At 54.9% G+C, this 14,279-nt stretch carries 14 protein-coding genes; 7 read left to right on the top strand and 7 right to left on the bottom strand.

Going from position 1 to position 14,279, the window contains the following annotated elements:
• The first annotated feature begins 6 nt into the window (after positions 1 to 6).
• On the top strand, positions 7 to 1,491 hold the full coding sequence (gene gppA, locus HWQ15_RS09130; RefSeq protein ID WP_038416966.1) for a guanosine-5'-triphosphate,3'-diphosphate diphosphatase: 1,485 nt from the start codon (positions 7 to 9) through the stop codon (positions 1,489 to 1,491).
• A gap of 52 nt (positions 1,492 to 1,543) precedes the next feature.
• Here gppA and rep read toward each other — a convergent pair whose 3' ends face one another.
• Positions 1,544 to 3,568, bottom strand: coding sequence for a DNA helicase Rep (rep, locus tag HWQ15_RS09125; RefSeq protein ID WP_063148964.1), 2,025 nt, complete (start codon positions 3,566 to 3,568; stop codon positions 1,544 to 1,546).
• Between the two features lie 85 nt (positions 3,569 to 3,653).
• On the opposite strand from rep, the gene ppiC reads away from it, so the two are divergent.
• Positions 3,654 to 3,935, top strand: coding sequence for a peptidylprolyl isomerase PpiC (ppiC, locus tag HWQ15_RS09120; protein ID WP_006812396.1), 282 nt, complete (start codon positions 3,654 to 3,656; stop codon positions 3,933 to 3,935).
• Between the two features lie 54 nt (positions 3,936 to 3,989).
• Here the strand turns inward: ppiC and cysE are convergent, their stop codons facing one another.
• From cysE to HWQ15_RS09095, 5 genes are all read right to left on the bottom strand, one after another.
• Positions 3,990 to 4,811: a serine O-acetyltransferase gene (cysE, locus tag HWQ15_RS09115; RefSeq protein WP_022646641.1), complete on the bottom strand. Its 822-nt coding sequence runs from the start codon at positions 4,809 to 4,811 to the stop codon at positions 3,990 to 3,992.
• Positions 4,812 to 4,886: 75 nt separating this feature from the next.
• The gene (gene gpsA, locus HWQ15_RS09110) at positions 4,887 to 5,906 is read right to left on the bottom strand and encodes an NAD(P)H-dependent glycerol-3-phosphate dehydrogenase (protein WP_006812398.1); all 1,020 of its coding nucleotides are present in this window, start codon (positions 5,904 to 5,906) and stop codon (positions 4,887 to 4,889) included.
• A complete protein-coding gene (secB, locus tag HWQ15_RS09105; RefSeq protein ID WP_003860835.1) occupies positions 5,906 to 6,373 on the bottom strand; it encodes a protein-export chaperone SecB in 468 nt (155 codons plus the stop codon). The genes gpsA and secB overlap by 1 nt, the downstream gene beginning before the upstream one ends.
• A 31-nt stretch (positions 6,374 to 6,404) precedes the next feature.
• A complete protein-coding gene (gene grxC, locus HWQ15_RS09100; protein WP_003860837.1) occupies positions 6,405 to 6,656 on the bottom strand; it encodes a glutaredoxin 3 in 252 nt (83 codons plus the stop codon).
• An 11-nt stretch (positions 6,657 to 6,667) separates the two neighbouring features.
• Positions 6,668 to 7,099: a rhodanese-like domain-containing protein gene (locus HWQ15_RS09095; RefSeq protein WP_003860840.1), complete on the bottom strand. Its 432-nt coding sequence runs from the start codon at positions 7,097 to 7,099 to the stop codon at positions 6,668 to 6,670.
• 248 nt (positions 7,100 to 7,347) lie between these two features.
• Here HWQ15_RS09095 and gpmM point away from each other — a divergent pair, with 248 nt between their 5' ends.
• From gpmM to HWQ15_RS09080, 3 genes are read left to right on the top strand one after another with little or no spacing between them, the layout of a single operon-like run.
• Positions 7,348 to 8,892 carry a 2,3-bisphosphoglycerate-independent phosphoglycerate mutase gene (gpmM, locus tag HWQ15_RS09090; RefSeq protein ID WP_017383605.1) on the top strand — a complete coding sequence of 515 codons (1,545 nt, stop codon included), beginning with the start codon at positions 7,348 to 7,350 and terminating at the stop codon, positions 8,890 to 8,892.
• Positions 8,893 to 8,925: 33 nt separating this feature from the next.
• On the top strand, positions 8,926 to 10,185 hold the full coding sequence (gene envC / locus HWQ15_RS09085; protein WP_237764308.1) for a murein hydrolase activator EnvC: 1,260 nt from the start codon (positions 8,926 to 8,928) through the stop codon (positions 10,183 to 10,185).
• Positions 10,186 to 10,188: 3 nt separating this feature from the next.
• Positions 10,189 to 11,121: a divergent polysaccharide deacetylase family protein gene (locus tag HWQ15_RS09080; RefSeq protein WP_032622054.1), complete on the top strand. Its 933-nt coding sequence runs from the start codon at positions 10,189 to 10,191 to the stop codon at positions 11,119 to 11,121.
• An 11-nt stretch (positions 11,122 to 11,132) separates the two neighbouring features.
• Here the strand turns inward: HWQ15_RS09080 and HWQ15_RS09075 are convergent, their stop codons facing one another.
• Positions 11,133 to 11,933 (bottom strand): glycosyltransferase family 2 protein, encoded by an 801-nt coding sequence (locus tag HWQ15_RS09075; RefSeq protein WP_063146890.1) that lies wholly within the window; start codon positions 11,931 to 11,933, stop codon positions 11,133 to 11,135.
• 206 nt (positions 11,934 to 12,139) lie between these two features.
• Between HWQ15_RS09075 and HWQ15_RS09070 the strand changes: the two genes are divergently transcribed.
• Both HWQ15_RS09070 and HWQ15_RS09065 read left to right on the top strand, forming a co-directional pair.
• Positions 12,140 to 13,345 carry a glycosyltransferase gene (locus HWQ15_RS09070; RefSeq protein ID WP_022646636.1) on the top strand — a complete coding sequence of 402 codons (1,206 nt, stop codon included), beginning with the start codon at positions 12,140 to 12,142 and terminating at the stop codon, positions 13,343 to 13,345.
• 15 nt (positions 13,346 to 13,360) lie between these two features.
• Positions 13,361 to 14,275, top strand: coding sequence for a hypothetical protein (locus HWQ15_RS09065; protein WP_023305215.1), 915 nt, complete (start codon positions 13,361 to 13,363; stop codon positions 14,273 to 14,275).
• The last annotated feature ends 4 nt before the right edge of the window (positions 14,276 to 14,279 follow it).

The raw sequence follows: 14,279 nt of genomic DNA, 5'->3' as shown, positions 1-14,279 counted from the left end.
AAAATGATGCTCAGTTCCACCTCGCTCTATGCGGCAATTGATCTCGGTTCGAATAGTTTTCATATGCTGGTTGTACGCGAGGTGGCGGGAAGCATACAGACGCTGACGCGCATCAAGCGCAAGGTCCGCCTGGCGGCGGGCCTGAGCAGCGATAATCACCTCTCTCCCGAAGCCATGGAACGTGGCTGGCAGTGTCTGCGCCTCTTTGCAGAGCGTCTGCAGGACATACCGCATGCCCAAATCCGCGTTGTCGCGACCGCGACGCTCCGTCTGGCGGTTAATGCCGTCGATTTTATTGCCAAAGCGCAGGAAATTCTCGGCTGCCCGGTGCAAGTCATCAGCGGTGAAGAAGAAGCGCGTCTGATATATCAGGGCGTGGCGCACACTACCGGGGGCGACGATCGCCGTCTGGTGGTGGATATTGGCGGAGCGAGTACTGAACTGGTGACCGGCACGGGTGCCCAGGCGACCTCGCTGTTCAGTCTGTCGATGGGCTGCGTAACCTGGCTTGAGCGCTACTTTACTGACCGCAATCTCGCGCAAGAAAACTTCGACGAGGCTGAAAATGCCGCGCGTGAAGTGCTGCGTCCGGTCATGGACGAACTGCGCTACCACGGCTGGAAAGTGTGTGTTGGGGCGTCAGGAACTGTACAGGCGTTGCAGGAAATCATGATGGCGCAGGGGATGGATGAGCGGATCACGCTTGCTAAACTCCAGCAGCTTAAACAGCGCGCCATTCAATGTGGTCGTCTGGAAGAGCTGGAAATTGAAGGGCTGACGCTCGAACGTGCGCTGGTCTTCCCCAGCGGGCTAGCCATTCTCATCGCCATTTTCACCGAGCTAAACATCCAGTGCATGACCCTGGCAGGCGGCGCACTGCGCGAAGGTCTGGTCTATGGGATGCTGCATCTTTCGGTGGATCAGGACATTCGAAGCCGTACGCTACGTAACGTCCAGCGCCGCTTTATTGTGGATACCGATCAGGCGCAGCGAGTGGGCCAACTGGCATCGCTCTTTGCGGATCAGGTTAAACCACGTTGGGATATCGAACCGTTAAGCCGCGATTTGCTGCTAAGTGCGTGTGCATTACATGAAATTGGGCTTAGCGTTGAGTACAAACAAGCGCCGCTACACGCAGCCTGGCTGGTGCGTAATCTCGATTTGCCGGGCTACACTCCCGCGCAGAAAAAATTGCTCGCGACCCTGCTGCTGAATCAAACCAACGCCGTTGACCTCTCTTCCCTCCATCAGCAAAACGCTGTACCGCCGCGCGTGGCCGAACATCTCTGCCGCTTACTTCGTCTGGCGATTCTGTTTGCCAGCCGGCGTCGCGACGATCTCCTCCCGGCCATTACGCTGGTGGCAGACGATGAAAAACTGACGCTGACGCTGCCGGAAAATTGGCTAGAAGATCATCCGCTTGGAGCAGAGTTGATCGAGCAGGAGTGCCAGTGGCAGAGCTATGTGCACTGGGCGCTTGATGTGAAGTGACCCTTTGAAGCGTGCCGGGGGGCGGCTTCGCCTTACCCGGCCTACAAAATTGTTATCCTTTCTCTTTGGCTTTCGCCAGCATGGCGCGTATGTTCGCCACGTTGGCTTGACCCTTGTGCATCCGCTCTTCAGCGGTAATAGCTTTACGCTCCTGCTCCCAGATAAGATCGTCCTGAGGCAACTCCAGCAGGAAACGGCTCGGCTCCGGGCGCACCAGCTCACCATACTGACGGCGCTCTTTGCACAGCGTAAACGTCAGCTCTTTCTGCGCACGGGTGATCCCCACGTAGGCCAGACGGCGCTCTTCGTCGACGTTATCTTCATCAATGCTGCTCTGGTGCGGCAGCAGGCCCTCTTCCATCCCCACCAGATAGACATACGGGAACTCCAGCCCTTTCGAGGCATGCAACGTCATCAGCTGGACCTGATCGGCTTCTTCTTCACTCTCGCCGCGCTCCATCATATCGCGCAGCGTGAACCGGGTGACCACCTGCGTCAGGGTCATCGGCTCGTCAATCTCAGATCCTTCAAGCATTTCGGTCATCCAGCTGAAGAGCTGGTTAACGTTTTTCATGCGCATTTCTGCCGCTTTCGGGCTGGCGGAGGTTTCATACAACCAGGATTCGTAATCAATGCCGTGGATCAGATCGCGTACTGCCGCCACGGGCTCGCGCTCTGCCAGACGCTGCACCTCACCCAGCCAGTGGGTAAAGCGGGTTAAGGCGTCATAGCCGCGCCCGGTCAGGGTCTGGCTCAGCCCCATATCGAAGCTGGCGGTGAACAGACTTTTGTTGCGGGTCATCGCCCATTCACCCAGCTTTTGCAGCGTCGCAGAGCCAATCTCGCGCTTCGGCGTATTTACAATGCGCAGGAAAGCGCTGTCGTCATCCGGGTTGGTCAGCACGCGCAGATAAGCCAGCAGATCCTTGATTTCCGGACGCGAAAAGAACGACGTACCGCCGGAGATTTTGTAGGGGATGCGGTTCTGCATCAGCATCTTTTCAAAGACGCGCGACTGGTGGTTTCCGCGATAGAGGATCGCGTAATCCTTGTATTCAGTTTTGTTGACGAAGTGATGGGCAATCAGCTCGCCGGTTACGCGCTCCGCTTCGTGCTCTTCGTTATTGGCGCTAAGGACTTTCAGCTCGGTCCCGTAACCCAGTTCAGAGAACAGGCGCTTCTCAAAGACGTGCGGGTTGTTGGCAATCAGGATGTTCGCCGCCTTCAGGATACGCCCGGAAGAACGGTAGTTCTGCTCCAGTTTAATCACCTGCAACGCCGGGAAGTCTTTGCTCAGCAGCACCAGGTTTTGCGGACGTGCGCCACGCCATGAGTAAATCGACTGATCGTCATCGCCTACAACGGTAAAACGCGCGCGCTGTCCTACCAGCAGCTTCACCAGCTCGTACTGGCTGGTGTTGGTATCCTGGTATTCATCCACCAGCAGGTAACGCATTTTGTTCTGCCAGCGCTCGCGCACCTCTTCATTCCGCTGAAGCAGCAGCGTCGGCAGCAGGATCAGATCGTCGAAATCCAGTACGTTGCAGGCTTTCATATGCGCGTCGTACAGGCCATAGCAGTGGGCAAAGATGCGGTCACGCTCGCCTTTGGCACTTGCCGCTGCCTGGGCCGGCGTCATCAGATCGTTTTTCCAGTTCGAGATCGTTGAGATCAGCTGTTGCAACAGCACTTTGTCATCTTCGATCAGCCCTTCCGTCAGCTCTTTGAGCAGCGCCACCTGGTCGGTGTCATCAAAGAGCGAAAAGTTGGACTTCATTCCCAGCGCCGCGTATTCGCGCTTGATGATATCCAGACCCAGCGTGTGGAAGGTGGAGATCATCAGCCCGCGCGCCTCTTTACGGCCCAGCGTCTGGCCGACGCGCTCTTTCATCTCACGCGCCGCTTTGTTGGTAAAGGTGACCGCCGCGATATGGCGCGCCTGGTATCCACAACCCCGAATTAAGTGGGCGATTTTGTTGGTGATCACGCGTGTTTTACCGGATCCCGCTCCCGCCAGCACCAGGCAGGGTCCGGTGACGAATTCGACAGCTTGTTGTTGTCCGGGGTTTAAACGCATAAATGATCACTCAATGAAAGTCGGGAGAGGAGGAAAAACGCGTGGTAGTATACCGATCGTAAACTCGTTGACTCAAGGCACGATCATGGCAAAAACAGCAGCAGCACTGCATATCCTTGTTAAAGAAGAAAAACTGGCACAGGATCTGCTCGAACAGATTAAAAACGGCGCCGACTTCGGCAAACTGGCGAAGAAACACTCGATTTGCCCGTCAGGCAAACGCGGTGGTGACTTAGGCGAGTTCCGCCAGGGCCAGATGGTTCCGGCGTTTGATAAAGTGGTCTTCTCCTGCCCGGTGCTGGAGCCAACCGGCCCACTGCATACGCAGTTCGGCTATCACATTATCAAAGTGTTATACCGCAACTAATCAAAAGCCCGGTGCATTAACTCACCGGGCTTTTTTATTTGAGTGTTCCAGCGTTCAGATACCGTCGCCGTATTCGAAGGTGTGGTGAATACCGTTAAAGTGCTGATCCATATCCATCGACGGTTTATCGCTGTCTGGCTTACCGACGATGCGCGCCGGGACGCCAGCGGCGGTGGTGTGCGGCGGTACAGGCTGGAGCACAACCGATCCCGCGCCAATCTTTGCGCCGCGTCCGACTTCAATATTGCCAAGGATTTTAGCACCCGCGCCGATCATCACCCCTTCACGAATTTTCGGATGGCGATCGCCGCTGGTTTTACCTGTACCGCCCAGCGTAACGGATTGCAGAATCGACACGTCATCTTCGATCACCGCCGTTTCACCGACAACAATGCCGGTGGCGTGATCGAGCATGATCCCGCGGCCAATTTTCGCCGCCGGGTGAATATCGACCTGGAAGGTCACGGAAACCTGGTTTTGCAGGAAGATGGCCAGCGCGCGGCGTCCCTCATTCCATAACCAGTGGCCGATGCGGTACGCCTGTAAGGCGTGGAAGCCTTTAAGATACAGCAGCGGCGTGGAGTATTTATCCACCGCCGGGTCACGCGTGCGCACGGCCTGAATATCGCAGGCGGCAGAAGCAATCATTTCCGGATCGGCAGCGTAGGCCTCTTCCACCACCTCGCGAATAGCGATAGCAGGCATGATAGGGGAAGCCAGTTTATTGGCGAGCATGTAGCTCAGGGCGCTGCCGAGATTTTCGTGCTTGAGTAGCGTCGCGTGATAAAAACTGGCCAGCATGGGCTCACAGTCGGCCAACGCTCGGGCTTCGGCTTTAATATTATTCCAGACGATATCCAGTTCTTCACACGGCATTGCTTGCTCCAGACGATAGTTAATGACCAGCCAGTTCTGCGCTGGCTGGGTCATTCAGGTGACGATACTTCCCGGCTAATTGCTGCTGCGCTCGTCCTTGCGCGCACGACCTAATAAGGTCAATGCTGCCTCGCGCGCATTTTTTCCGCAATACAATACCTGATAAATTTCCTCGGTTATTGGCATTTCGACACCGAAACGATGCGCCAATTCGCGAACTTCTTTGGTATTGCGATAGCCTTCAACCACCTGACCAATCTTCTCCTGCGCACTTTTTACATCGCTGCCCTGTCCGAGCATCATGCCAAAGCGGCGGTTACGCGACTGGTTGTCGGTGCAGGTCAGCACCAGGTCGCCCAGCCCAGCCATCCCCATAAAGGTGGCCGGATCGGCGCCCAGCGCTTCGCCCAGGCGTGACATTTCGGTCAGGCCACGGGTGATCAGCGCCGTACGCGCATTCGCGCCGAAGCCGATGCCGTCAGACATCCCGGCCCCGATGGCAATGACGTTCTTCACCGCGCCGCCCAGCTGTACGCCGATAAAATCAGGGTTGCTGTACACGCGGAAGCTTTTGCCGCAGTGCAGCAGTTGCTGAAGATCGTCGGAAAATGCCTGGTCGGTGGACGCCAGCGAGATCGCCGTCGGCAAGCCCGCAGCCAGCTCTTTGGCGAATGTCGGCCCGGAGATCACCGCCAGCGGGATCGCTGTTCCCAGCGCTTCGCGGGCAACGTCCTGCAACAGACGTCCGGTTTCCGCTTCCAGCCCTTTCGTCGCCCACACAATACGCGCATCCGCACGCATCAGCGGCTTAATCTGACGCAGGACTTCGCCAAACACATGGCTTGGCACCACAATCAAAATATTGCGGCTGGCCGCCAGCGCGGTCGCGAGGTCGCTTTCCAGATACAGTGAGTCAGGGAACGGAACGTCCGGGAGAAACGCCACGTTGCAGCGGTCGTGTTGCAACGTCGCGATATGTTTTGGATCGTGGCCCCACAGGACCACGTCGTGACCATTTCTTGCCAGTGTGATGGCAAGAGCGGTGCCGTAAGAGCCGGCACCGATCACAGTCATTGACGCATTAACAGTGCTCATCAGGCATCCTGATGTTGTTCGGCACCTTCGCCAGCCTGCTGCTGTAGATAGTTCATAAACAGCGCATCAAAGTTGACTGGCGCAAGGTTCAGTTGCGGGAATGTACCGCGAGAAACCAGGCTGGTGATGCATTCACGCGCATACGGGAACAGGATGTTCGGGCAGTATGCACCCAGGCAATGCGCCATCTGGTTACCTTCGATGCCGCCGATAGAGAAGATACCGCCCTGCTGGACTTCGCACAGGAATGCAGTTTCTTCGCCCAGGGAGGCGGTCACGGTGACACGCAGTACGACTTCATACACGTCATCCGCCAGTTGGGTGGATGCGGTATCCAGATCAAGTTTAACCTCTGGCTGCCAGTCTTTCTGGAAAACGTGCGGCGCATTTGGCGCTTCGAAAGAGACATCCTTGGTGTAGATGCGCTGGATCTGGAAAGTCATCTCGGTGTTGTTTTGTTCTGACATGGAAAAACCCTTTTTAATTGTCCTAAAGTCTCTAGCTCAGCAGCGGATCGAGTCCACCGCGGGCGTCGAGCGCATACAAGTCATCACAGCCGCCAATGTGCTGCGCATCAATAAAAATCTGTGGAACCGTTGTGCGACCACTGCGTTGGATCATCTCTTCGCGTTTAATCGCGTCACCATCAATCGGCAGTTCCTTAAACGTTACGCCTTTGCTGGACAGCAGCGCTTTCGCTCGGTGGCAGAACGGGCACGTTGCTTTGGTGTAGATCTCAATATTGGCCATCACTTAACTCCTTATTTACCGCGCACTAAAGGAAGATTCTCCCCGCTCCAGCCGGAGATGCCTTCTTTCAGCACCGTTACGTTTTCAAAGCCTGCTTTATGCAGTGCGTTGGCAGATTCCTGCGCCTGCATGCCAGTGCCGTCAACAACAATAATCGGCTGGGCTTTATGCTTCTCCAGCTCACCAATGTTGTTCGCTTTAATTTCCGCTGGCAGCAGGTTGATAGCACCTGCAATATGGCCCTTGCGGAAATCGTCGCGCTGACGCAGATCGACAACCACGGCGTCCTCTTTGTTGATCAGACGTGTCGCTTCACCGCGGGTGATCACCTTAATTTTAGACGTCAGTCCCTTAAATGTGGTGAACAGTACAGCGACCAGCAGGCCAATCCACGCGATGCTCAGAACCGGGTGGCGGCTAACGAATTGCATAATTTCTTGCATGGGGGGTAACAACTCCCGACTAAGTGATTAAAAAAACCAGGACAGGAGTATACCTGTGCGCTGTGGCAAATACAGCCAGCGACATAAAGCTAATCTATTTTCTGCGGCATGCCACGTAAAAAAAGCCTCAAAATGGCCTGAGAACAGCCTTGCCCCCGCGCTTTCTTTGATCTTCTGCGGCTATTTTATCGATTCAGCTGTAGTAAAATTACGCAAATTTTTTGTCTCTTGAGCATGAGGTTGTCGCAATGTCGGTTTCTAAAAAACCTATGGTACTGGTGATTCTGGATGGCTATGGCTACCGTGAAGATCAACAGGATAACGCCATTTTCAACGCCAAAACCCCGGTTATGGATGCGCTATGGGCAAAACGTCCCCACACCCTGATTGATGCGTCTGGTCTGGAAGTCGGCCTGCCGGATCGTCAGATGGGCAACTCTGAAGTGGGTCACGTTAACCTGGGCGCAGGCCGTATCGTTTATCAGGACCTGACGCGCCTGGACGTTGAAATCAAAGAACGTACATTCTTTGCCAACCCAACGCTCACCGGAGCGGTAGATAAAGCCGTTGCCGCAGGCAAGGCCGTGCACATTATGGGCCTGCTCTCTGCAGGCGGCGTGCACAGCCACGAAGATCACATCATGGCGATGGTTGAACTGGCCGCCGAGCGCGGTGCGGAAAAAATCTATCTGCACGCCTTCCTGGATGGTCGCGATACGCCGCCACGCAGCGCAAAAGGTTCTCTGAAAGCCTTTGAAGATAAATTTGCCGCACTGGGCAAAGGCCGCGTGGCATCCATCGTTGGTCGTTACTATGCCATGGACCGCGACAACCGCTGGGACCGCGTTGAGCAAGCCTATGATCTGCTGACCCTGGCAAAAGGCGAGTTCCAGTTCCCGACCGCCGTTGAAGGCCTGGAAGCGGCTTACGCGCGTGATGAAAACGACGAATTTGTGAAGGCAACCGTGATCCGCGCTGAAGGCCAGGCCGATGCCGCTATGGAAGATGGCGATGCGCTGATCTTCATGAACTTCCGTGCTGACCGCGCGCGCGAAATCACCCGCGCCTTCGTCAACAGCGATTTCGACGGTTTCGCCCGTAAGAAAGTGGCGAAGATCGATTTCATCCAGTTGACCGAGTATGCAGCGGATATCAAAGCCCCATGCGCGTATCCACCCGCTTCCCTGGAAAATACCTTCGGCGAGTGGATGGCGAAAAACGATAAAACGCAGTTGCGCATCTCCGAAACTGAGAAGTATGCGCACGTGACCTTCTTCTTTAACGGGGGCGTAGAAGAGCCGTTTAAAGGCGAAGACCGCATCCTGATTAACTCACCGAAAGTCGCCACATACGATCTCCAGCCAGAAATGAGCTCTGCGGAGCTGACCGAAAAACTGGTGGCCGCGATCGAAAGCGGTAAATACGACACCATCATCTGTAACTATCCGAATGGCGACATGGTGGGCCACACCGGCGTGATGGAAGCTGCCGTTAAAGCGGTTGAAGCGCTGGACCACTGCGTTGAGCAGGTCGCGAAAGCGGTTGAATCCGTGGGCGGCCAGCTGCTGATCACCGCTGACCACGGTAACGCAGAACAGATGCGTGACCCGGCAACCGGTCAGGCGCATACCGCCCATACCAACCTGCCTGTTCCACTGATTTATGTAGGTGATAAGTCAGTGAAAGCAGTGGAAGGCGGCAAGCTTTCCGACATCGCGCCAACCATGTTGTCGCTGATGGGTATGGAAATCCCTGAAGAGATGACTGGCAAGCCGCTGTTCATCGTGGAATAATCGCTCCCCATGAGGGGAAAGGCGATTTTTTCAATCACATGGGTCGTGAAGCCGTTTCGGTTATCAGTCAGACCTCTGCTTTGCGCCAGCGCACTCAGCGCTGGCGTATTGCTGTGCGCCGCATCTGCCCACGCGGATGACCGCGACCAGCTCAAATCCATTCAGGCCGATATCGCCGCCAAAGAGCGTGTGGTACGCCAGCAGCAGCAGCAGCGCTCTGCCCTGCTTGCCCAGCTTAAAAAGCAGGAAGAGGCTATTTCCGCCGCCGCGCGTAAGCTGCGTGAAACACAAAACACCCTTGCCCAGCTTAATAAGCAAATCGATGAAATGAACGCATCGATTGCGAAACTGGAGCGTCAGCGCGATGCCCAGGAGCGGAACCTTGCTGCACAGCTTGATGCCGCTTTCCGCCAGGGTGAGCACACAGGCCTTCAGTTGATCCTCAGCGGTGAAGAGAGCCAGCGCGGTCAGCGTTTACAGGCCTATTTCGGCTATCTCAACCAGGCTCGTCAGGAGACCATTGCGCAGCTGAAACAGACGCGCGAAGAAGTCACCACGCAAAAAGCCGAGCTGGAAGAGAAGCAGAGCCAGCAGCAAACGCTGCTCTACGATCAGCAGGCGCAGCAGGAGAAGCTTGAGCAGGCGCGCAATGAGCGTAAGAAGACGCTCGCCGGGCTGGAGTCCTCTATCCAGGCAGGACAAAGCCAGCTGAGCGAAATGCGCGCCAACGAATCCAGACTGCGTAACAGCATTGCCCGGGCAGAAGCCGCGGCCAAAGCGCGCGCCGAAAAAGAAGCGCGCGAAGCGCAGGCGGTGCGTAATAAGCAGCAGGAAGCCTCCCGGAAAGGCACCACCTACAAACCGACTGAAAATGAACGTTCCCTGATATCGCGTACCGGCGGCCTCGGCTCCCCGCGTGGTCAGGCTTACTGGCCCGTTCGCGGTACGATCCTGCATCGCTATGGCGAACAGTTGCAGGGTGAGCTACGTTGGAAGGGGATCGTTATCGGTGCGTCTGAAGGTAGCGAAGTGAAAGCCATCGCCGATGGCCGCGTGATCCTGGCCGACTGGCTACAGGGTTACGGGCTCGTGGTGGTGGTCGAGCACGGTAAAGGCGACATGAGTCTTTACGGCTACAACCAGAGCGCGCTGGTCAGCGTTGGCACTCAGGTGCGCGCGGGTCAACCCATTGCCCTTGTGGGCAGCAGTGGCGGTCAGGGCCGCCCGTCACTCTATTTCGAAATTCGTCGTCAGGGTCAGGCGGTCAATCCACAGCCGTGGTTGGGAAGATAAGTTTTGCTTCAATTTCGTCGAATTGTTTTTTCCGTCGTCAGCGCACTGGCGCTGGCTGCACCGGTTTATGCAGGCAAACTCGCGATTGTGATTGATGACTTCGGTTATCGACCACACTATGAAAATCAGGTGCTGGCGATGCCGTCAGCCATCTCTGTCGCCGTCCTGCCTAATGCGCCTCACGCGCATGAAATGGCGACCAAAGCGCACAATGGCGGCCATCAGGTCCTCATCCATCTGCCGATGGCCCCTCTCAGCAAGCAGCCGCTGGAAAAAGATACCCTGCGTCCGGACATGAGCAGCGACGAGATCGATCGCATCATCCGCGATGCGTACAATAAAGTGCCGTATGCCGTGGGTTTGAATAACCATATGGGCAGCGCGATGACCTCCAGCCTGTACGGTATGCTGAAAGTGATGCAGGCCCTGGAGCGTTACAATCTCTATTTCCTCGACAGCATGACCATCGGCAACAGCCAGGCGATGCGTGCCGCTCAGGGGACGGGTGTAAAAGTCATCAAGCGCAAAGTCTTCCTGGACGACTCCCAGAACGAAGCGGATATCCGCGTGCAGTTCAACCGCGCGGTACAGCTGGCGCGCCGTAACGGTTCGGCGATTGCCATTGGGCATCCGCATCCGTCTACCGTTCGCGTTTTGCAGCAAATGTTGCCGGGCTTACCCGCCGATATCACGCTGGTGCGTCCGAGCGATCTGCTCAATGAACCTCAGGTGGATACTTCCCGTCCGGGTAGCGCGCAACCACCCGCAACGCAGCCGCGTAATCCATTCCGCGGCGTGAAGAACTGCACGCTGAAACAGCCGCCTGAACCGGTCTATGCAACCCGCTTCTTCACGGTGATTGGCGAAAGCATCAGCAGCAGTACGCTGGTTAAATACGTCCAGCAACAGTGGCAGGGTTGGGGAAAAAAAGCCTGATCGGCTAACGCCTATTCTGCCAGATAAGAGTCCGACTGCTCTTTTGCAACGGACTCTTTCTTTTCCCGATCCTGATACCAGGCCTTGAAATACTTCAAAAAACTGTACGCCGTGGCATAAAACCCTGTCACCACACCCACTTTGCCCTTACGCCACGCACCGCTAAACAGATACCATTTGAAAAATGCGCCGATAGCGCTGATCGCGCCGCGACCAAGAGAGGGACGTATCGTCTGATATTGAACCAGGCGAGTGGTATATCCGTTTAATTTATTGAAAAGTTCATGCAGTGAATAAAACGTATCATGTCTGACATAGCCAGGAATACGTTCAGAACGGAGAAAACCTTCAACCTGATCGTCTACTGGCCGGTTATTAAATCGCGACTGCGTACGGTTAAAAAGACGCACCGGATAATCCGGAGATGAGACTGGATAAATCGTTCGGACATTTTCTCCCAGAACAAACCAGTGACGACATATCCGCCACGCCATATCCGGTTCGGGTTCATCGCCCATTTTTAATTTTAAAATAGCACCAACGGTTTCTTGATCGAGTATTTCGTCACTGTCCATGCACAGCACCCAGTCGTTGTGCGCATGGGATATGGCATGGTTCATCTGCTCGCCGTGCCAGCTATATTTTTTGAATATGGGCGACAATCCATAACTCTGGCAAATATATATCGTTGCGTCTGTACTGCCGGAATCAACTACAACGAATTCATCTGCTATTTTTAAAAGAGGAGGAATAACATCGTGCAACGTTCTTTCGGAGTTAAACGTTAATAAGCAAACCGTTATTTTAAACATATTCTCACTCTCTCAAAAACAACATAAAATTTTTGCGCTAATACTATCGAATTGAGAAGAGGCGATTAAAGTCTTAAATCGCACTTTTAAAATAAGCGCGTTTAAAACCTTTCCTTATAAAAAGACAAAGAAATACAAAAAATCTATTTTATTTCAGTAAATTCTTTATAATGCGGTCAGATGAAGGGTAGCATACGGATTCAGACATGCCGCAAAAACGTAAAATCCTCCTCCTGGACACAGGCAAAGAATGGGGGGGAGGTACCAACAGTATGCTTGAGCTTCTGAAGCGAATCAACCGCGACAAATTCGACATTACCTGTTGTTTTTACAGTGATTATAGTCGTGCTGAAGGTCAAACGATAGGCCAGGTGCTCAACAGCATTGGGATCCCATTACTCGTTATCCCTCAACGTAAGCAACCGGCATGGGCAAAACTCCTGAAAGAAGCGGGACGTGGTCTGCTGTTTTTCTCGCGTTCGGCGCGCAAAGCATTTACGCGGCATATTGATACCCTGTGGCGTATCCGGCCCAACGTCAGCAAGATCGAGACCATTTTCAGGGAAGGTGGATTCGATACGCTGTATATGAACAACCAGCCAGGCTCTAATGAAGAAGGGTATCTGGCGGGCGCAAACCTGCGTGCACGGATAATCCAGCACTGCCGGATTGAACCGGTGCTGACCCCGCCGCTGGTGAAGCTGGTGAATGCCCATGCCACAAAAATCATTGCCGTCTCGCACGGCGTTGAACGCGTGCTACTTCAGCATGGCGTCCGGCCAGAGCTGTGTACCACGGTCAACAATGCCATCGACATCCATCAGCCTTTGCCGGACCGATGCGCGATGCGCCAGCGACTGAATATTGAAGACGATACGTTTGTATTCGGCAGCATTGGCTCGTTAATCCCTCGTAAGGCCAACCACCACACGCTGGAGGCGCTGGCACAGTTCAGCCAGAGACACCCGCAGGCAAAATGGAAAATGGTGCTGGTCGGTGAAGGGGCTGAACGCGGCGCGCTGGCTGCACAAGCTGATGCATCAGGTATTGCTGAGCACGTCATTTTTACCGGTTTCCAGAACACGCCTTTTGACTATCTCGCCACTTTTGACGCGTTCATTCTGGCCTCGCAGAGCGAAGGCTTGCCCCGCGTCGTGCTGGAAGCAATGCTGCTCAACATCCCCGTGATTGGTTCAAAGGTGACCGGCACGGCAGAATTGATCGATCATGAGTCGACCGGCCTGCTGTTTCCCTGGAGCGACGTGTCGCAACTTGCTCAACATCTGGATAATATCTGGCAGGATCCTGCTCTGCGCGCCCGGCTCGCCGCTGCCGCGCACCAGAATGTCTGCAACATGTATGCCATTGAAAGCTATGTTAACGGTGTCGAGGCCGTTCTTGGCGCGCAATAACCAAACGAGAAGAACATGTTTAAATTCCTGAATGCTCGCTACCGCCACATTACCGGGCGTCATAACATTCCTTACGCTTCCCTTCCGGTCACGCGCGATCTCGTTGCGGTTGATTCCATTGTGATCCCGTGTACGGGCGCAGATTTCGTCGAAGAGGCGTTATTGTCAGCGACCTTTGCAGAGCGTTATGCCTCTGACGTCAGCGAGATTGTTATCGTCAGCGATCAGCCTGAATCCGCTTTCGGCGAACTGCCGCCAAAAACTCGCGTTGTTACCCTCACGCTTCCAAAACGTGAAGAAGGTTACCGCTATAAGCAGATCTACCTCAGTCGTCTGGTGAAGCTTAACGCTCCGTTGCAGGCGCGCGGTGAAGGTGTGCTGATGATCGACTCCGATCTCAACCTGCTTAAAATGCCAGAGATCAACATGGCGGATATGCACATCTACTCCAGCTTCCGTCAGGGCAAAATGATTGCCAAGCTGGACGGCGCGCCAGCGGAGAAAGTGCCGGCGTATTACAAAGAAACGGTGCGCCCGTATCTGGTCGATCATGTTAACGGCGCGTTTCTTGCCGCCACCAAAAAGACCTGGCGCCGTATCTGCCCGCTGTGGCTGACGCTGTTCCAGGATACCTGGGAGCTGATGGACGATACGCAGCCGCCGACCGATCAGCTGCCGCTCGCTGCGCTGCTGGACATGCTGGATGTCAAAACGGTTAACCTGGGCGACTGGATGAACTGGCCGGTCTCCAAGAAGATCGGCGGACAGGAAGCCGTTGTGCCGAAAGAGGTGATTGGCGCGCACGGCGGTTTCCCGCTTTCCGAATGGCAGAAGTATCTGGAATCACCGGATAATAAGCTGCTGTTCAAAGGTCAGGATTACACCCGCAAGGTGCGTTACCTGACGGACGAAGAGAAAAAGAATCAGTAAAAAA

Origin of the sequence: Enterobacter sp. DSM 30060 (assembly GCF_013375955.1) — a bacterium.
Lineage (GTDB): Bacteria > Pseudomonadota > Gammaproteobacteria > Enterobacterales > Enterobacteriaceae > Enterobacter > Enterobacter intestinihominis.
The sequence above is the reverse complement of the archived record's forward strand: the minus strand, read 5'-3'. Positions and strand labels throughout refer to the sequence as shown.